The sequence below is a fragment of the Mesorhizobium sp. M0317 genome, assembly GCF_040321555.1.
Classification (GTDB): Bacteria; Pseudomonadota; Alphaproteobacteria; order Rhizobiales; family Rhizobiaceae; genus Mesorhizobium.
Map to the genome: position 1 here is coordinate 43,563 of NZ_JAMYRV010000044.1, position 18,205 is coordinate 61,767.

The following is an 18,205-nucleotide window of genomic DNA, read 5'->3' on the forward strand; positions in this document are numbered from 1 at the left end:
GCCAACCAGCATCCGACCTTCAGACAAGCCCCGATCTCCCTATACAAGACCCGTTTTGGGCGCGTGCATAAGAATGGCTGCTTCGGTGCGGTTTCGCACCTTTAGCTTTTGAAATATCCGAGTCATGTGGTGTTTTACCGTTTTCTCCTGCAGGTTGAGACGTTTGGCGACTTCTTTATTGCTCAGTCCTTCGCCTACCAAGGAGATTATCCCAAGCTCGCGTCCCGAGAGATTCGCAACGAGATCGGTTGTGCGCTTTTCCGGCCGGATCAGTTCATTCAAAAGCTGCGCTGACAGGGTCGGCGAAACATATTTTTTTCCTGCGGCTATATAAGTCAGCACCTCGGCCAGCGATGCCGCCCCAATCCCTTTCAGCACATATCCGCGTACGCCCAGCCTGAGCGCCGTTGCCAGATCGGCGTTCGCCTCCGAGACGGTGAGCATGACGATCTTGCAGTCAGGCTGAGTTGCAAGAATATTTTCCGCTGCGGCCAGACCCCCTCCCGGCAAACTGATGTCGAGCAGCAATATGTCGGGATTTGCCAAGGCCGCAAGCTGTTCGGCATCCGTCGCGGTTTCGCCCGCACCAACGACTTCGAAGCCGCCGATTTCGGCGAGGCTGCGAGCCACACCCTCGCGAAACAGCGGATGATCATCAACAATGGCAATCCTTATGGGAGCGGTCATTTCTGGTCCTCGATGTTGAGCGTTATGGTCAGCCGGGTCCCCCTGGGGCTCGAAAAGGTCTCGAAGTGACCTCCGATACTTTCGATACGTTCCCTCATACCGGCGAGTCCAAGTCCTTCACACGATCCCGACTGGAATCCAGGGCCGTGATCAAGCACTTGAATGAGGAGCTTGCCCTGCGTCACTCTCGCCTTAACAGCCTGCCCCTTGCCCAGACCGTGTCGCCAGGCATTGTTTAGCCCCTCCTGCGCGAAGCGAAAGATGCTTATTTTCTCGGAGGTCCCCAGGTCGGGCAGGCGAGATGGCAGTGAAAGCGATACGGAAGAGGCTGTACGGCGTTCATGTTCGGCAACCGCAAGCCGCAATATCTCCGCGACTGTCGAAGCTTCGATCTGTGGCAGCACGAGGCCGGTGCAGATGGCGCGGATCTCCCGCATCGCCTCATCCAACGTATGATGGATATCGGCGATCTCGGTCTTGCGGTGGCTTGGGGATGCGGCGGGATCGAGCAGCAGAGGGCTGTCCATGCGCAGCGCAGCCAGTGCGACGAGCTGAGCTGGACCGTCATGCAAATCAGACCCGATGCGACGCAAGTAACGTTCGTTGATTGCCGTTGCGCGGCGCGACGCCTGCTGGACGCGCTCCCGCAAAGCGGAATTCTGCTCCAAAAGCAACTGAAGCTCCGCCACTTGTGTCTCAAGCGCTGAACGCTGCGTTTCGATAGTGCTGCTGCCGCGAAGCACGATTCCCGAGAGCATCGCCAAGGCGACCGCGGTCGCGCCAGCCACGAGCAGCCAGCTCGACCATAGTGCCGAGTTTAAAGTGCCCTGAAGATCGTCGGCTATCTCGTAGAACTCGGAAACGGCCACAACATCGCCCGACCACGGCTCTCGAACCGGATTGTAGATCTCGAGCAGCGAGGCGGTGGGGCTCTTCCGTTCCTTCCTTTCATTTTCGTCCAGATCATTGAATTGCGCCACCACGTTTCCGCCGAACGCATGCAGCAAGTTCGCATTTGGCTCGAAGGTCTGGCCAATAAGAGCCGCGTCTTTGGCGTACAGCACCTTGCCATCACGCCGCCAAAGCACGAACGACGCCAGTTTTTTTCCGAGAGCACCCTGGTCCAGGGTTTCATCGAGTGCCCGTTTAACGGTGTCGCTGAGCTGCTGGCTTTTGCGCATATCCGGCAGGATTGGCGCGATGACACTGTCGACGTAAAGCGCGGTCGTGCTTGCAGAGTTGCGGATCACTCCATCTCGTATTTGCGAGGTGACCCATAGGCCGACGACCAGCATCAGCGACAGCAGCCCAATGCTTCCGACTATGATGAACTGCCAAGCCAACGATAGCCTGTTCCAGTTTTGATAGAGACTATCAATGTAGCGCACGTCTCAACCGACCCCGCGAGCTTTGGCCGTGCCAAAATCCTAAGCCATCCTACAACTAGAACGGTCGATGGTGCGAGCAAGCGCTAGGTTGAATTGCCGGGGAAACCGCAATTTCAGGGCATGATCCCACCGCCACCCGCGGGGAACGGCGGTGGGATCAGCGTTACTGTATGATCTTGACGATCTTCCGCGTGCCGGGGTCGACCAGCACGGTTCGCCCGTCGACCACAACGTAGCGATACTTGACGCTCGGCACTTCATGCAGTTCCACCGTGTCGGGAATGGCGGTCCCCACGTTCAATTCGACACCTGGAATCTTCACCGACGCAAGGGGCTGCTTTTTCACGTATTCGCGCACAACCGTTTCCTGCTCCGGCGCGATGATGACGTCTTGAGCAGCAACTACGCCCGCGCTCGCGAGCAGCAAGAATCCGGCAATTGCGGTCGACTGGTACATGGTCGTCATGATTCTCTCCTTCATGCGAGCAACGCTCATGCATCTTGCGCGAGCTCGATTCCGATACGGTGGTGTTGGTGAGGTTGATACACACCGCAAGCCGAACGGGCTTTTCGCGGCTGCGTTCCCGTGTGGGGCTTCGGTCCGGGCGTCATCGGGCCAATGGACGATAGGGGGAGGGGCCAAAGTCTGGTGCCAGGCTGTAGAGGTCCTAGAGCCTCCTCAGGGCGGAACACAGGGTTCTCGGCATCGTTGAGATCAGCACTTGTGGGAGGCGTTAATGGACAACAGCGTCCATCAGGCACGATGGTTGCTCTTGCCTGTTTTCGGGGTAGCCATCCTGGTCATGACGACGGGAGTACTTCTAAGCTTGTGAGGCTGGTGTGGGATCACAAGCTCAGCAGATGTTACGTTGCATTGATTGTTTGATGCAATTTGTAGGTTGATTGTTGCAAAATTACTTCCTACATTCATTGGTCTTCTTAGAAGACCGATTTTATTCACAAAATGTGGAACAAAGTATTTTTGGCAGAGTTGGCTAGGCTGAGGGACGGACTCTTTAAGGAGAAAGCAGATGAAACATGTGTTGATCACGAGCATGATTGCGCTTGGCGTCGGGTGCGGCGCCGCGATCGCCCAGACCCAGGCCGTGCAGCCGAGCGGCGGCGACAACTGTGCCGCCGGCGCGGCCGATTGCCAGAACGGCGGCAAGGCCGGCGAACAGGCGCAAGGCAAGATGAAGTCACAGACCGATCAGAATGCACAGGGCCAGGCTGGCGCCACGACCGATCAGCAGGCTCAGGGCAAAGCCAAGCTCAAGACGGGTGAACAGGCACAGGGCAAGGCCGGGACCAGTACCGAGCAGAATGCTCAGGGTCAGGCCGGCGCCACGACCGATCAGCAGGCTCAGGGCAAGGCCAAGCTCAAGACCGATGAACAGGCCCAAGGCAAGGCCGGGACCAGCACCGAGCAGAATGCTCAGGGCCAGACCGGCACCAGCACCGAGAAGCAGGCTCAGGGCAAGGCCAAGCTCAAGACGGATGAACAGGCCCAAGGCAAGGCCGGGACCAGCACCGAGCAGAACGCTCAGGGCCAGACCGGCACCAGCACCGAGAAGCAGGCTCAGGGCAAAGCCGGGACCAGCACCGAGCAGAACGCTCAGGGCCAGACCGGCACCAGCACGGATCAGCAGGCCCAGGGCAAGGCCGGGACCACCACCGAGCAGAACGCTCAGGGCAACACAAACGTTCAGACCGACCAGGGCAATACGGCCTCGATCAACAACGTGACCGTCGAGCAGAAGACGCAGGTCACGCAGATCATCCACGAGACCAGGGTTGAGCCGGTGAAGAACGTCGACTTCGACATTTCGGTCGGCATCGAGGTGCCGCGGCACAAAGTGCGCCTGCACCGTCTGCCGGCGCGCATTGTCAAGATCGTCCCGGCCTACGAATCCTATGAGTACTTCGTGCTGGCCGACGGGCGCATCGTCATCGTCGACCCGGATACGTACAAGATCGTGCTGATCCTGACGTGACACGGCAGTGGCTCTTGTTCCCGGCGCGGTGCGATTGAGGGGTATCGTATGCGCCGCGGTGGCCCGCCGACCAGAGGCGGCGGGCCACTTGCTTTGTCTTTCGCATCGCGCGTTTTTCCCGTTGACACCTTGCCTTTCACCCTCGTAGTGTCCGCCACGATGAAAAAGGCACTCATTCTCGTAGGAAAGCGCGTGGGCAAGGCGGTGTAACCGCCGGGCGAAAACCTCCCATGCGCAACACACAGGCTCCCATCGGGGGCCTTTTTTATTGCCGAAACACGACTAAACGACCAGCAATCGCCTCATGGCTAGAAGTACGGGACCAGACCGATGAGCAACGGACAGAACGAACGGCGCGAAATGCCAAACAGGGAAATGACTGGCGCCGAAATGGTGGTGCAGGCGCTGAAGGACAACGGCGTCAAGCATGTCTTCGGTTATCCCGGCGGCGCGGTGCTTCCGATCTATGACGAAATCTTCCAGCAGGACGAGGTCGAGCACATCCTCGTCCGCCACGAGCAAGGCGCAGGGCATGCGGCCGAAGGCTATGCCCGCTCGACCGGCAAGGCCGGCGTCATGCTGGTGACCTCCGGCCCGGGCGCCACCAATGCGGTGACGCCGCTGCAGGATGCGCTGATGGATTCGATCCCGCTGGTCTGCCTGACCGGGCAGGTGCCGACTTCGCTGATCGGCTCCGACGCGTTCCAGGAGTGCGACACGGTCGGCATCACGCGCCCCTGCACCAAGCACAACTGGCTGGTGAAGGACGTCAACGAATTGGCCGCCACCATCCATGAGGCCTTCCATGTCGCGACGACCGGCCGCCCCGGCCCGGTGGTGGTCGACATTCCGAAGGATGTGCAGTTCGCCAAAGGCATCTATGTGCCGCCGCAGGCGGCGCCGCGCACCAGCTACCAGCCGAAGCTCCAGGGCGACCTGGAAAAGATCAAGGCCGCCGTCGAACTGATGGCCAGCGCCAAGAAGCCGATCATCTATTCGGGCGGCGGCGTCATCAACTCCGGTTCGGAAGCCAGCCATCTGCTGCGCGAACTGGTCGACCTCACCGGCTTCCCGATCACCTCGACGCTGATGGGCCTCGGGGCCTACCCGGCATCGGGCAAGAACTGGATGGGCATGCTGGGCATGCACGGCACTTATGAAGCCAATATGGCGATGCATGATTGCGACGTGATGGTCTGCATCGGCGCGCGCTTCGACGACCGCATCACCGGACGGCTGACCGCCTTCTCGCCCAATTCGAAGAAGATCCACATCGACATCGATCCATCGTCGATCAACAAGAACGTGCACACGGAAGTGCCCATCATCGGCGATGTCGGCCGGGTGCTGGAGGACATGGTGCGGCTGTGGCGGGCGAGCGGCAAGGCCGACAAGAAGGCGCTCCATCCCTGGTGGGAGCAGATCGCCAAATGGCGCGCGCGTGACTCGCTCGCGTTCAAGATGAACCACGATGTGATCATGCCGCAATATGCCATCCAGCGGCTCTACGAACTGACCAAGGACATGGACACCTACATCACCACCGAGGTCGGCCAGCACCAGATGTGGGCGGCGCAGCACTATCATTTCGAGAAGCCGAACCGCTGGATGACGTCGGGCGGGTTGGGCACGATGGGATACGGCCTGCCGGCGGCGCTCGGCGTGCAGATCGCGCACCCGGATGCGCTGGTCATCGACATCGCAGGCGATGCCTCGGTGCAGATGACGATGCAGGAGATGAGCGCGGCGGTGCAGCACAATGCGCCGATCAAGATCTTCATCCTCAACAACCAGTATATGGGCATGGTGCGCCAGTGGCAGCAATTGCTGCACGGCAACCGTCTGTCGCATTCCTACACCGAAGCGATGCCCGACTTCGTCAAGCTGGCCGACGCATATGGCGGTCATGGCATTCGCTGCGAGAAACCGGACGAGCTGGACGATGCGATCAAGGAGATGATCGCGGTGAAGAAGCCGGTGCTGTTCGATTGCCGGGTGGCGACGCTCGCCAACTGCTTCCCGATGATCCCGTCGGGCAAGGCGCATAATGAAATGCTCCTGCCCGACGAGGCGACCGATGAAGCCGTGGCCAACGCCATCGACGCCAAGGGCAGGGAACTGGTCTAGGTCCAAGCCGGGGCATGGCTGTCGCGAGAAGCCGTGCGCAAACAGAGAATTAGCTCAAAGTCTGAAATCGAGATTCATGTCATGAACGCACAGCTTCAACCGACCGGCTCCGCCTATTTCATCGCCAAGGAAACGGAGAAGCCGGAGAACCACACGCTCTCCGTGCTGGTCGACAATGAGCCCGGCGTGCTTGCCCGGGTCATCGGCCTGTTTTCCGGCCGCGGTTATAACATCGAGAGCCTCACCGTCTCCGAGACCGAACACGAGAAGCACCTGTCGCGCATCACCATCGTGACGCGCGGCACGCCGCATGTGCTGGAGCAGATCAAGCACCAGCTCGAACGCATCGTGCCGGTGCACCGCGTCGTCGATCTCACCGTGCGCTCGCACGAGTTCGGCCAGGAGCGGCCGCTGGAACGCGAGTTGGCGCTGGTCAAGGTCGCCGGCACCGGCGAAGCCCGCGTCGAGGCGCTGCGTCTGGCGGACGCTTTTCGCGCTTCGGTCATCGACGCCAACACCGAGCACTTCATCTTCGAGATTACCGGCAAGGGCTCGAAACTCGACCAGTTCATCGCCATCATGAAGCCGCTCGGCCTGGTCGAGATCTGCCGCACCGGCGTGGCGGCGATGAACCGCGGCCCGCAAGGGATGTAGGCCTTCATGCGCACGGCGGAGCGCTTTGGACCAATCGAATGAAGTTGCTTCCAACGCCCTGTCGACTTAAGTCAGCATTGCTGACCTTTGTGAGCCGTCATGACCCTCGACGCTTTCCTTGCACTTTTGGTCTACGCCTTCGTGACCTCGATCACGCCGGGGCCGAACAACCTCATGCTCTTGGCGTCGGGCGTGAATTTCGGCCTCGTCAGAACCATTCCGCATATGCTGGGCATCAGCATGGGTTTCCTGGTGCTGTTGCTTGCCGTCGGCTTTGGTCTGGGCGCGGTGCTGACGGCGTTTCCGGGCTTGCACACCGGATTGAAGATCGCCGGCGCTGCCTATCTGCTCTATCTCGCCTGGAAGATCGCCATGTCGCGCTCGCTGTCCAGCAAGGGTGAGACGGAGGCACGGCCGATGCGCTTCATCGAGGCAGCCGCATTCCAGTGGGTCAATGCGAAAGCCTGGGTGATGGCGATCACCGCCATGGCCGTCTACTCCAATCCGGACCACCCGTTCCTGTCGCTGGCGCTGACCGCGATCGCCTTCACCGTCGTCAACCTGCCGAGCGTCTCGGTGTGGGCCGGCTTCGGCACGGCACTGCGCGGATTCCTGTCGGATCCGGTGCGGCTGAAATGGTTCAATATCGCCATGGGCGTGCTCTTGGCGGCGACGCTCTGGCCGATGCTGAAATAGACGCACCCGGCCTGGAAATCTCAACTGCATCCTGGCTGGTTTTCCGACTGTTGAGCCGGCTGCATAGTCATTGTGCAGTGCACATTAAATCTTCGTAATGCCGTGTTTTGGCCCTTTTCCGACAAATGTGCGTCCTATCTACTTCGGCGAGATCGCGGCAAGGCGCCGCTGATTGGGTAGAATGAGACCACCGGGTTCGGCGTGTCGGATCATAGGGCTTTTAGTCGATGCGCGGAAAAGTCGTTCTGGCGGTGGTGGTGGCAGCGGCCTGTGTCGCCGCGGCATGGGTCTATTTTTCGCCGGCGGCAATGAGCAGTCTGCAGCAGATGCTGCCGGGCGCCAGGCAGACGGCAGCAGCGGACAAGCCGGCTGGATCGGACAAGGCTTCGGCCGACAAGGCTGGGGGCAAATCCGGCGCCGGCGGTAATGCCACCCGTTCGGCCTCGATCGTTTCCGCCACCGCGACGACAGCCGATTTCCCGATCCGCCGCTATGCCATCGGCTTCGTGTCGTCGCCGGCCGTGGTCAACATCAACGCCCGCGTGTCCAGCCAGATCGTATCGATCGACGTCAAGGACGGCCAGATGGTGAAGGCGGGCGACCTTTTGTTCTCGCTCGACGACCGGGCGCTCAAGGCGCAGCTTGCCAAGGATCAGGCGACGCTGGCCAAGGACCAGGCCCTGCTAACCAGTTCGGGCTCCGACCTTCAGCGCGCCAAGGATCTCGTCGCCAAGCAGGCCGGCACGCAGCAGACTTACGACCAGGCGGTGGCGGCGCAAAAGGCTGCGGCGGCGACGGTCGATGCCGACAAGGCGACGATCGACGCCGACAATGTCCAGCTCGGCTTTGCCAGCATCAAGGCGCCGATTGCCGGCCGGCTGGGCGCGGTCAACGTTTCGGTCGGTGACCTGGTTACCTTGAGCAACGGCAACTCGAGCACGGCCACGCCGCTGGTGACGATCACCGAGATGGATCCGCTGCAAGTCAACTTCAACCTGCCGGAGAGCAACCTGGCGCTGCTGCACAAGGCGCTGGCCAACCCGCAGCAAGGCGCGGTGACGCTGACCAAGGATGGCGATCCGACGCCGATCGGCAACGGCACGCTCGACTTCGTCGATTCCAGCGTCGACACCGCGTCCGGCACCATCGCGACACGGGCGAGCATTCCCAACGCCGATCTTTCACTGTGGCCCGGCCAGTATGTGAATGTCGTGCTCGACGCCGGCATCATGCCGCAGATGACATCCATCCCGACCGTTGCCGTGCAGCCCAGCCAGAAGGGGCCGTTCGTCTATGTCGTCAAGCCCGACAACACGGTCGAGATGCGGCCTGTGCAGGTGGCGCTGACCGAAGGCGAAAACAGCGCCATCAGCGAGGGAGTCAACCCAGGCGAGAAGGTTGTCGTCGAGGGCCAGACCAGGCTGAAGGACGGCGCCGCCGTGCATGAAGGCAAGGCAACTGCCGGCGGTCAGGCCGCGCCCAAGGTCGCCGAAGCGGCTAAGGCCGGTGGGGCCGCCCAATGATTTCCGAATTCTGCATACGCAGGCCTGTCGCCACGCTGCTGATGTCGTTCGCCCTCGTGCTGGGCGGGCTGTTTGCCTACAAGTTCCTGCCGGTGGCGGCATTGCCGAGCGCCGAATTCCCGGTCGTCAACGTCTCGGCCAACCTGGCCGGCGCGTCACCCGAAACCATGGCCACTTCGGTGGCGACGCCGCTGATCAAGCAGTTCGCCACCATTGCCGGCATCGATTCGATCTCAACCAGCAATTCGCTGGGACGCACGTCGATCGCCATCCAGTTCGTGCTCAACCGGGATATCGACGCGGCGGCCGCCGACGTGCAGGCGGCGATCGCGCGCACGCAGCGGCAACTGCCGCCCGAGATGACAGCGCCGCCGAGTTATCGCAAGGTCAATCCGGCCGACGCGCCGATCCTGCTGATGTCGCTGGTCAGCGACACCGTTCCGCTCACCGATCTCGACGCCTTCGCCGAAAACGTCATCTCGCCCTCGCTGTCGACCATCGACGGCGTGGCGCAGGTGTCGATCTTCGGCCAGCAGAAATATGCGGTGCGCGTGCAGATCGACCCGACGGCGCTGGCGGCGCGCGGCATTTCGATCGACCAGCTGCAGACGGCAATCGCGTCGGCCAACTCCAACACGCCGCTCGGCGTCTTGCAGAACGACAAGCAGCAGCTGACCATCACGGCCAATACGCAGCTCACCGATGCCGCCGGGTTCTCCAACCTCATCATCGCCACCAAGAACGGCCATCCGGTGCGGCTGGGCGAGGTGACGCGCGTCATCGACTCGGTCGAGACCACGACGACTGCAAGCTGGTATGACGGCACGCGCGCCATCATTCTGGCGGTGCAGCGCCAGCCCGACGCCAACACGGTCGACGTCGTCGACAAGGTCAAGGCGATGCTGCCGTCGTTCAGGGATCAGATGCCGGCCGCCGCCGACATCAGGCTGCTCAACGACCGCTCGACCTCGATCCGCCAGGCCGTCGACGACGTCCAGTTCACGCTGCTTCTGACCATCGCTTTGGTGGTGATGGTGATCTTCGTCTTCCTGCGCCGTGTCACCGCAACCATCATTCCGGCCGTGGCGGTGCCGATCTCGCTGATCGCGACGCTCGGCGCCATGTTCCTGTTCGGCTTTTCCATCGACAACATCTCGCTGATGGGCCTGACGCTAGCCGTAGGCCTCGTCGTCGACGACGCCATCGTCATGCTGGAAAACATCTTTCGCCACATGGAGGAGGACGGTCTCTCGGCCTTCGATGCCTCGCTGAAGGGCGCGCGCGAAATCGGCTTCACCATCATCTCGATCTCGATCTCGCTGGTGGCGGTGTTCATCCCCGTGCTTCTAATGGGCGGCGTCATCGGCCGCATCTTCAACGAATTCGCCGTCGTGGTGACGGTCGCCATCCTGGCTTCGATGTTCGTGTCGCTGACACTGACGCCAATGCTGTGTTCGCGCTTGCTGTCGGTGACCAAGGCCGATCGCGACAAGCATGCCCCCGGCCACAAGCAGGATATCGTCACCCGCGGTTATGACCGGCTTTTGACCTTCTGCCTGCGCCACACTTTTCTGGTGTTCCTCGTCTTCGCCGGCACGGCGGCAGGGTCGGTCTGGCTGATCGAGGTCTCGCCGAAAGGCTTTTTCCCGCAAGAGGATATCGGTCAAATCTCGGTTACGACGATCGCCAGGCAGGACATCTCCTACGACGCCATGGTCAAGCTGCAGAACCAGGCGGCAAGTGTCTTCTCGCATTCGCCCTATGTCTCGCATGTCGCCTGGTCAGCCGGCGGCGGCAACAATGCGCTGAACCAGGGCCAGCTCTATGTGCAGCTGAAGGACAAGAGCCAGCGCCCCGACATCGACAAGGTGCTGTCGGATCTGCGGCGGCAACTGGCCACTGTGCCGGGGATCGATGCCTATATGCAGCCGGTGCAGAACCTGCGGCTTGGCGCGCGTTCTTCCGCCAGCGCCTACCAGCTCGTCGTTCAGGGCCTCGATACCGGCCTGACCGACACATGGGCGCAAAAGCTCAACGATGCGATGGCGGCCGATCATGCGAACTTCACCGACGTCACCAGCGATCTGCAGAACAATTCATTGCAGGCGACGCTGGTGGTCGATCGCGACAAGGCGGCGTCGCTCGGCATCGACACCGACACGCTGCGCTCCAGTCTCTATGGCGGCTTCGGCACGGAGCAGGTCTCGACGATCTTTGGCTCGGCCGACAGCTACGAAGTCATCATGGAGCTCGATCCCAACATCGAATGGTCGCCCGAGCGCATGCTGGCCATCCAGGTCAGGACGGCAAGCGGCAGCCTGGTGCCGCTCGGCGCCTTTGCCCGGGTCGACCGCACCGCCGGCGCGCTGACGGTCAACCAGCTCGGCCAGCTGCCCGCGGTGACCATCTCCTACAACCTGCCGCAAGGCGTGGCGCTGGGCGACAGCACGGCCCGCATCGCCGCGCTGAAGGAGCAGATCGGCATGCCGCCGGCGATTTCGACCAGCTTTGCCGGCACCGCCAAGACCTTCCAGGATTCGCTGGCCAATCAGGGCCTGCTGATCGGCGGCGCCATTCTGACCATCTATATTGTACTCGGCATCCTCTATGAGAGCTTTATCCATCCGCTGACCATTCTGACCGGCCTGCCTTCGGCGGTGCTGGGCGCCGTGGTCGCGCTGCGCTTTGCCGGCATGGACCTGTCGGTGATCGCGGTGATCGGCATCCTGATGTTGATCGGCATCGTCAAGAAGAACGGCATCATGATGGTCGACGTCGCGCTGGAGCTGCGACGAGAAGGCATGTCGGCCAAGGAGTCCATACACAAGGCGTGCCTGATGCGTTTCAGGCCGATCATGATGACGACGTTGGCGGCACTGATGGGCACGTTCCCAATCGCGCTCGGTACCGGCGCCAGTGCCGAACTGCGCCAGCCCCTCGGCGTCGCCGTGGTCGGCGGCCTCCTGGCGTCGCAGGCGCTGACGCTGTTCGTCACCCCGGTGATCTATGTCTATTTCGAGAATTTCTCCGGCTGGTTGATGGGCTTTTTCTCCTCGAAGAAGAACAAGCCGGCGCTGCATGCCGTCGCGACCGGCGAGCAGGCGTCGCTGTTCGGCCCCGAGGACCGGCTCATCGAACCCCAGAAGGCCGCCGCCGAATAGGCGATAGCCCGTGGCCCAAGCCGTCATGCTTGCGGCCATGGGCTGGCGATCCTAGTCTGCGGTCATGTCCCATGATCATGACCACGACAACGAACTTGACCCGTTTGCGGCGCGCGTGCGCGCGCTGGAGACCATCCTCACCGAAAAAGGCCTGATCGATCCGGCGGCGATCGACGTCATCGTCGACACCTACGAGACCAAGATCGGGCCGCGCAACGGCGCCAGGGCGGTGGCGAAAGCCTGGAGCGATCCGGCCTTTGCCGAGTGGCTGAAGCGCGACGCGACTGCGGCGATCACCTCGCTGGGCTACACCGGCCGCCAGGGCGAGCACATGCAGGCGGTGTTCAACACGGACGAGACGCACAACCTCGTCGTCTGCACGCTGTGCTCCTGCTATCCGTGGTCGGTGCTCGGCCTGCCGCCGGTCTGGTACAAGGCGCCGCCCTATCGCTCGCGCGCCGTGATCGATCCGCGCGGCGTGCTGGAGGAGTTCGGGCTGACCTTGCCGGCGGAGAAAAAGATCCGCGTCTGGGATTCGACTGCCGAACTGCGCTATCTCGTGGTGCCGATGCGGCCTAGCGGTACCGAAGGCTGGAGCGAGGACCAGCTCGCCGAACTGGTCAGCCGCGATGCGATGATCGGCACGGCGGTGGCTAAGGAACCCGGGACAAAGAAGGTACCGGCATGAACGGGCCGCAGGATCTAGGCGGACAGATGGGTTTCGGGCCGGTCGTGCCCGAAAAGGACGAACCGTATTTTCATACGGATTGGGAGAGGCGGGCGCTGGGCGTGACGCTGACCGCCGGCGCCATGGGCGCCTGGAACATCGACGAGAGCCGGCACGCCAGGGAATCGCTGCATCCGGCCGTCTATTATTCCTCAAGCTACTACCAGATATGGATCAAAGCGCTCGAGGTGCTGCTGAAGCGCCATGGCTTCGTCAGCGAGCGCGATCTGACGGAGGGTCGGGCGGTCGATCCGGCTGCGACTCCCAAAAGGGTGCTGAAGGCCGAAAACGTGCCGGCGGTGCTGGCCAAGGGCAGTCCCTGCGACCGGCCGGTCGAGACGGCGCCGCTCTTCAAGGCCGGCGATCCGGTGCGGACAAGGAATTTCAATCCCACCGCCCACACAAGGCTGCCGCGTTATGCGCGCGGCAAGCACGGAATCATCGAGGCCGTGCGTGACGGCTTCGTCTTTCCTGACAGCAACGCGCGTGGCAACGGTGAAAACCCGCAATGGGTCTATACCGTGGTCTTCGATGGCTTGGAAATCTGGGGCGAGGGCGCCGACTCGACGCTGACCGTCTCGATCGATGCCTGGGAGAGCTATCTTGAGCCGGCCTGAAGGTGCATTGCCGGCGGGTCTGGACGAACCGGTATTCGCCGAACCCTGGCAGGCCGAAGCCTTCGCCATGACGGTGGCGCTGCATGACAAGGGCTTGTTTTCGTGGAGCGAATGGGCCGATGCGCTGTCGGCGCAAGTGAAGAAGCCGGGCGCCGCAAGCGACGGCCACGACTATTACGAGCACTGGCTGGCAGCGCTGGAAACGCTGCTGGCGACCAAGGGCGTCGCCGGCAAAAACGATGTCGACACGCTCGCCGCCGCCTGGGAACGCGCCGCGCATGCAACCCCGCACGGCAAGCCGATTTTGTTGGAGAACGATCCGGGGATTGGTGAGGGATGAAGTCCTCGCGATGTTTGCGCCGCCCCTCACCTGCCTGCCGGCATCCTCTCCCCGTACGACGGGGAGAGGGTCGCTCGCGTCCATGGTTTCGCCAATCTCAAGCATCTCATGATGGCGCCGAGGCTGCGGCCAGCCTTTTTCTCCCGGTCAGTATACGGGGAGAAATGCCCGGCAGGGCAATGAGGGGCAGCGCTGGCGGTTTGTCATTATCTGAAGCTATTGCCCTCCGTTCTCAATGCTTGTTCCCTTTACGTTCGGTTTCGGCGCTGTTAGCCTGAGCGCCTCCGGCATTGATGGTGGCGGCCTTGTCTTTCCCTTGCGAATCCGGTCTCTCGCGCTGATGGAATTCTCTCCCCAACAGGATGAGGCGTTGAAGGCGGTGGCGCGCTGGCTGAAAGAGGGCCGGCCGCAGGTCTTCCGGCTGTTCGGCTATGCCGGCACCGGCAAGACCACGCTGGCGCGCTATTTTGCCGAGCATGTCGACGGCCAGGTGCAGTTCGCCGCCTTCACCGGCAAGGCGGCGCAGGTGCTGCGCTCCAAGGGCGCGGTCAATGCCCGCACCATCCATTCGTTGATCTACCGGCCGAAAGGCGAGGAATCGGTGTCGGACGAGGTGACCGGCAAGACCTCGATGTCGCCGACCTTCTCGCTCAATCGGCAAAGCCCTATTTCACGGGCGAAGCTGGTGGTCATCGACGAATGCTCGATGGTCGACGAGCAGCTTGGTCGCGACCTTCTGAGTTTTGGCACGCCGATCCTGGTGCTTGGCGATCCGGCGCAGCTGCCGCCGATCTCGGGCGGCGGCTTTTTCACCGAGCATGAGCCGGATGTGCTCTTGACCGAAATCCATCGCCAGGCGCGCGACAATCCGATCATCCAGCTGGCGCTCGACGTGCGCGAGGGCCGCGAGTTCATGCGCGGCGACTACGGCAGCGCGCAGGTCATCGGCAAGGAGGACGTCACCCAGGAGCTGGTGCTGAAGGCGGACCAGGTGTTGGTCGGCACCAACCGCACACGCCGCCGCTACAATCAGCGCCTGCGCGAGCTGAAGGGTTTCAATGCCGATTATCCGCAGGCCGGAGACAAGCTGGTCTGCCTGCGCAACGATCCCGCCAAGGGCCTGCTCAACGGTTCGCTGTGGAAGGTGATGACCTCGTCGCGCGAGACGGTGAAGCCGGGCATCAACCTTCTGGTCTCGCCCGAGGAGGACGATCCCGACCGCGGCGTCGCCAAGATCAAGCTGCTCAAGTCGGCTTTCGAGGATCCGGACGCCGATATCCCCTGGCAGCAGAAGAAGCGCTTTGACGATTTCGACTATGGCTACGCGCTGACCGTGCACAAGGCGCAGGGTTCGCAGTGGAACGATGTCGTGCTGTTCGACGAGAGTTGGGCGTTCAAGGAAACCCGCCAGCGCTGGCTCTATACTGCCATAACGCGGGCGGCAGAGCGGCTGACGATTGTTAGATAGCTGGCGTTAGATAGCCGGCGTCAGGTAGCAGCCGGCGCAGCAGGGCTGAGTGGCGTCGCACCCAGCCATTGCCAGGCATCCGCTTCATCCTCGGCCGCGAAGTGCCTGAACTCGATGGGTGGCGAAGCCGGAAGGAAGTTCCGCGCATCCGCTATCCAGTCGGGCTCACCGATCGTCGCGCACCGGGCGATATGCTCTAGGGCGTGCACCGTGCCCTGTTTCAGCGTCTCGTCGTCCATATCGATCCAGTCGACGCCCTCATGATCGACCAGCCGCACCAAGACATCGATCCTCGGGTGCAGCGCGTAGGCAGCCTCCAGCAATCCGAACAGATTTTCGCCGTCGGCGGCCGATACATGGCCGACGACGTCGATGGCGAAAAGGTCCTCACGGTCGGTTTCGAGGCGGCGGATCGCGGGCACGGATTGGAGAAAATTCATTGGCTGGGTTCCCCCTTGCGAGCAGATGTCATCACTGGAACACCCGAAAGCCCCTGTCTGTTCCCATCAAAGGCAGTATAGATGCGCTGCACAAACAGCCGGACCTCACGCCATGCCCGCGAAACTCTCGGTCAATCTCAACGCCATCGCCATGCTGCGCAACCGCCGCGACCTGCCGTGGCCAAGCGTCACCGGGCTCGGCCGCCTGGCGCTGGCGGCCGGCGCGCACGGGCTGACGGTTCATCCGCGGCCCGACGAGCGCCACACCAGGCATTCCGACCTGCCGGAGATCCGGGCGCTGATCGACGACGAGTTTCCCAAGGCGGAGTTCAACATCGAGGGCTACCCGACCGAGGATTTTCTGGCGCTTGTGGAAAGGCACCAGCCGGAGCAGGTGACGCTGGTGCCCGACGATCCGGCGCAGGCGACATCAGACCATGGTTGGAACTTTGCCGCCGAGGCGGCGTTCCTTAACCCGATCGTCAAGCGTCTGAAAAAAGGGGGCTTCCGCGTGTCGTTGTTTTCCGATCCGGATCCCACCGGCGTCAATGCCGCGCGCGACACCGGCGCCGACCGCATCGAGCTCTATACCGGGCCCTACGGCAGCTACCATTCCGATTCCGCCAAGGCGCGGAAGGAGCTGGAAAGATTGGGAAAAACCGCGGATGCCGCACTCGCCGCCGGGCTCCAGGTCAATGCCGGGCACGATCTGGTGGTGAACAACCTCCCGGCATTGGCAAAGCGCATTCCGGCATTGGCCGAAGTGTCTATCGGACACGGGTTGACAGCCGATGCGTTGGAGTATGGCATGGCCGGCACGGTGGGGCGGTTTCTGAAGGCTTGCGGTTGGTAGCGGTGGAAGGCTCGTGTCGAAGGTGATATCGCATGACAGCAAGCAAGGCGCACCGCGCGGTGATCGGGGAGTAGTCGATGGCTCTTTCCAGCATCGGTAGCGAGGCTGAACCCGTCGAACAACCGAACCACTCCCACACTGAACAGCACAGCACCAAAGTTCTGATGCTGGGCGCGCTTGGCGTCGTCTACGGCGATATCGGCACCAGCCCGATCTATGCCTTCCGCGAGGCGCTTCACGCTTCGCCTGGTACCGACACGCGCATAGATGTCCTGGGCGTGCTGTCGCTGATCGTCTGGGCGCTGACGATTATCGTCACCATAAAATACGTCGCTTTCGTGCTTCGCGCCGACAACAAGGGCGAGGGCGGCACGCTGTCCCTGATGGCGCTGGCGCGCAGCGCCTATCCAAAAGGCGCCAAGCTTATCCTCGGCATCGGACTTTGCGGGGCGTCGCTTTTTTTCGGAGACGCTATCATAACTCCGGCCATTTCCGTGCTGTCGGCAGTTGAGGGCCTGGAAGTGGTGACACCGACGCTGGAGGCCTATGTCGTTCCGATCACCTTGGTCATCCTGGCATTTCTGTTCTCCGTGCAGCGCTTCGGCACGGGGAAGGTGGCGGCAGTATTCGGGCCGGTGACGGCGCTATGGTTCCTGGCCATCGGCGTTTCCGGGCTCTACCACCTGATGGATGATCCTTCGGTGCTGTTGGCGATCAACCCGTATTATGCGATCGCCTACTTAGCCGGCACGCCGACCGCCGCTTTCGTGACCGTTGGTGCAGTGTTCCTGGCGGTAACGGGGGCCGAGGCGCTTTATGTCGACCTTGGACATTTCGGGCGCAAGCCGATCGTGCTCGCGTGGTTTTCCGTGGTGTTTCCTTGCCTGCTGCTCAACTACTTCGGCCAGGGCGCCTTTGTATTGGCGAATGGCGGCAGGCCGACCAATCCATTCTTCGAGATGTTGCCGGATTGGGCGCTGATGCCAATGGTCGGCTTGGCAACGGCCGCCACCGTGATCGCCAGTCAGGCGGTGATCTCGGGTGCTTTTTCGCTGGCACGTCAGGCAGTGCAACTCAACCTGCTGCCCCGCATCGAGGTGCAGCACACGTCCGAAATGCAGAGCGGCCAGATTTATATGCCGCGCGTCAACCTGCTCATCGCCCTGGGAGTGATGCTGCTGGTTGTCGGCTTCGGCAGCTCGAGTTCGCTGGCTTCCGCTTACGGAATTTCGGTGACCGGCGAGATGCTGATGACAACCATTCTGCTGTTCGTTGTCATGCGCAATTTGTGGAAATGGCAGCTTGGGCTCGCCCTGGCATTGGCGCTGCTGTTCGGCACCATCGACATGGGTTTCTTCCTGGCGAATGTCGTCAAGATCGTGGAAGGCGGATGGGTGTCAATATCCGTTGCCTGCCTCATGGGGCTGATCATGACCACCTGGATACGCGGCAGCCGCTATCTGTTCGACAAGACCCGGCGCAACGAAATCCCGCTCGATTTCCTCGCCGGCAATCTGTTGAAGAAGAAGC

16 protein-coding genes are annotated in these 18,205 nt (G+C 62.0%); 12 read left to right on the forward strand and 4 right to left on the reverse strand.

The features are described 5' to 3' along the window. Positions 1 to 39: 39 nt before the first annotated feature. The 3 genes from NKI88_RS25285 to NKI88_RS25295 form a co-directional block, all read right to left on the reverse strand. Positions 40 to 687, reverse strand: a complete 648-nt coding sequence (locus NKI88_RS25285) for a LuxR C-terminal-related transcriptional regulator (RefSeq protein ID WP_023668347.1) — start codon at positions 685 to 687, stop codon at positions 40 to 42. Further along, positions 684 to 2,075: a sensor histidine kinase gene (locus NKI88_RS25290; RefSeq protein ID WP_023690914.1), complete on the reverse strand. Its 1,392-nt coding sequence runs from the start codon at positions 2,073 to 2,075 to the stop codon at positions 684 to 686. The genes NKI88_RS25285 and NKI88_RS25290 overlap by 4 nt, the downstream gene beginning before the upstream one ends. Before the next feature lie 163 nt (positions 2,076 to 2,238). Beyond that, positions 2,239 to 2,541 (reverse strand): DUF1236 domain-containing protein, encoded by a 303-nt coding sequence (locus NKI88_RS25295; RefSeq protein WP_023731684.1) that lies wholly within the window; start codon positions 2,539 to 2,541, stop codon positions 2,239 to 2,241. Positions 2,542 to 3,106: 565 nt separating this feature from the next. On the opposite strand from NKI88_RS25295, the gene NKI88_RS25300 reads away from it, so the two are divergent. The 10 genes from NKI88_RS25300 to NKI88_RS25345 all read left to right on the forward strand — a co-directional run bounded on the left by NKI88_RS25300 (position 3,107) and on the right by NKI88_RS25345 (position 15,382). Continuing rightward, positions 3,107 to 4,069, forward strand: coding sequence for a DUF1236 domain-containing protein (locus NKI88_RS25300; RefSeq protein WP_352513030.1), 963 nt, complete (start codon positions 3,107 to 3,109; stop codon positions 4,067 to 4,069). A gap of 330 nt (positions 4,070 to 4,399) precedes the next feature. Further along, complete coding sequence (locus NKI88_RS25305) at positions 4,400 to 6,196, forward strand: acetolactate synthase 3 large subunit (RefSeq protein WP_352658062.1); 1,797 nt, start codon at positions 4,400 to 4,402, stop codon at positions 6,194 to 6,196. A gap of 81 nt (positions 6,197 to 6,277) precedes the next feature. Continuing rightward, the gene (ilvN, locus tag NKI88_RS25310) at positions 6,278 to 6,850 is read left to right on the forward strand and encodes an acetolactate synthase small subunit (RefSeq protein ID WP_023668352.1); all 573 of its coding nucleotides are present in this window, start codon (positions 6,278 to 6,280) and stop codon (positions 6,848 to 6,850) included. Between the two features lie 99 nt (positions 6,851 to 6,949). Beyond that, positions 6,950 to 7,546, forward strand: coding sequence for a LysE family translocator (locus NKI88_RS25315; RefSeq protein ID WP_352658065.1), 597 nt, complete (start codon positions 6,950 to 6,952; stop codon positions 7,544 to 7,546). A 227-nt stretch (positions 7,547 to 7,773) separates the two neighbouring features. After that, positions 7,774 to 9,069 carry an efflux RND transporter periplasmic adaptor subunit gene (locus NKI88_RS25320; protein WP_352658068.1) on the forward strand — a complete coding sequence of 432 codons (1,296 nt, stop codon included), beginning with the start codon at positions 7,774 to 7,776 and terminating at the stop codon, positions 9,067 to 9,069. Next, entirely contained in the window at positions 9,066 to 12,230 is a 3,165-nt protein-coding gene (locus NKI88_RS25325; RefSeq protein ID WP_352658071.1) for an efflux RND transporter permease subunit, read from the forward strand. The genes NKI88_RS25320 and NKI88_RS25325 overlap by 4 nt, the downstream gene beginning before the upstream one ends. A 64-nt stretch (positions 12,231 to 12,294) precedes the next feature. Then, complete coding sequence (nthA, locus tag NKI88_RS25330) at positions 12,295 to 12,918, forward strand: nitrile hydratase subunit alpha (protein WP_352658074.1); 624 nt, start codon at positions 12,295 to 12,297, stop codon at positions 12,916 to 12,918. Next, on the forward strand, positions 12,915 to 13,574 hold the full coding sequence (gene nthB / locus NKI88_RS25335) for a nitrile hydratase subunit beta (protein ID WP_352658077.1): 660 nt from the start codon (positions 12,915 to 12,917) through the stop codon (positions 13,572 to 13,574). The genes nthA and nthB overlap by 4 nt, the downstream gene beginning before the upstream one ends. After that, positions 13,561 to 13,914, forward strand: coding sequence for a nitrile hydratase accessory protein (locus tag NKI88_RS25340; protein ID WP_352537715.1), 354 nt, complete (start codon positions 13,561 to 13,563; stop codon positions 13,912 to 13,914). The genes nthB and NKI88_RS25340 overlap by 14 nt, the downstream gene beginning before the upstream one ends. 340 nt (positions 13,915 to 14,254) lie before the next feature. Continuing rightward, the gene (locus NKI88_RS25345) at positions 14,255 to 15,382 is read left to right on the forward strand and encodes an ATP-dependent DNA helicase (RefSeq protein ID WP_023682070.1); all 1,128 of its coding nucleotides are present in this window, start codon (positions 14,255 to 14,257) and stop codon (positions 15,380 to 15,382) included. A 20-nt stretch (positions 15,383 to 15,402) separates the two neighbouring features. On the opposite strand, the gene NKI88_RS25350 is transcribed toward NKI88_RS25345, so the two are convergent. Next, positions 15,403 to 15,822: a SpoIIAA family protein gene (locus tag NKI88_RS25350; RefSeq protein ID WP_023682069.1), complete on the reverse strand. Its 420-nt coding sequence runs from the start codon at positions 15,820 to 15,822 to the stop codon at positions 15,403 to 15,405. A 112-nt stretch (positions 15,823 to 15,934) separates the two neighbouring features. On the opposite strand from NKI88_RS25350, the gene NKI88_RS25355 reads away from it, so the two are divergent. Together NKI88_RS25355 and NKI88_RS25360 are read left to right on the forward strand one after the other, a co-directional pair. Further along, entirely contained in the window at positions 15,935 to 16,675 is a 741-nt protein-coding gene (locus tag NKI88_RS25355) for a pyridoxine 5'-phosphate synthase (protein ID WP_023702989.1), read from the forward strand. A gap of 77 nt (positions 16,676 to 16,752) precedes the next feature. Further along, positions 16,753 to 18,205, forward strand: a 1,453-nt coding sequence (locus tag NKI88_RS25360; protein WP_352658080.1) for a potassium transporter Kup, incomplete at its 3' end; no start/stop codon positions are given.

Coding starts and splice junctions, on each gene's coding strand:
- NKI88_RS25325 (WP_352658071.1), top strand. CDS start 9,066: ATGATTTCCGAATTCTGCATACGCAGGCCTGTCGCCACGCTGCTGATG.
- ilvN (WP_023668352.1), top strand. CDS start 6,278: ATGAACGCACAGCTTCAACCGACCGGCTCCGCCTATTTCATCGCCAAG.
- NKI88_RS25295 (WP_023731684.1), bottom strand. CDS start 2,541: ATGACGACCATGTACCAGTCGACCGCAATTGCCGGATTCTTGCTGCTC.
- NKI88_RS25305 (WP_352658062.1), top strand. CDS start 4,400: ATGAGCAACGGACAGAACGAACGGCGCGAAATGCCAAACAGGGAAATG.
- NKI88_RS25300 (WP_352513030.1), top strand. CDS start 3,107: ATGAAACATGTGTTGATCACGAGCATGATTGCGCTTGGCGTCGGGTGC.
- NKI88_RS25285 (WP_023668347.1), bottom strand. CDS start 687: ATGACCGCTCCCATAAGGATTGCCATTGTTGATGATCATCCGCTGTTT.
- NKI88_RS25320 (WP_352658068.1), top strand. CDS start 7,774: ATGCGCGGAAAAGTCGTTCTGGCGGTGGTGGTGGCAGCGGCCTGTGTC.
- NKI88_RS25345 (WP_023682070.1), top strand. CDS start 14,255: ATGGAATTCTCTCCCCAACAGGATGAGGCGTTGAAGGCGGTGGCGCGC.
- NKI88_RS25315 (WP_352658065.1), top strand. CDS start 6,950: ATGACCCTCGACGCTTTCCTTGCACTTTTGGTCTACGCCTTCGTGACC.
- NKI88_RS25355 (WP_023702989.1), top strand. CDS start 15,935: ATGCCCGCGAAACTCTCGGTCAATCTCAACGCCATCGCCATGCTGCGC.
- nthB (WP_352658077.1), top strand. CDS start 12,915: ATGAACGGGCCGCAGGATCTAGGCGGACAGATGGGTTTCGGGCCGGTC.
- NKI88_RS25350 (WP_023682069.1), bottom strand. CDS start 15,822: ATGAATTTTCTCCAATCCGTGCCCGCGATCCGCCGCCTCGAAACCGAC.
- nthA (WP_352658074.1), top strand. CDS start 12,295: ATGTCCCATGATCATGACCACGACAACGAACTTGACCCGTTTGCGGCG.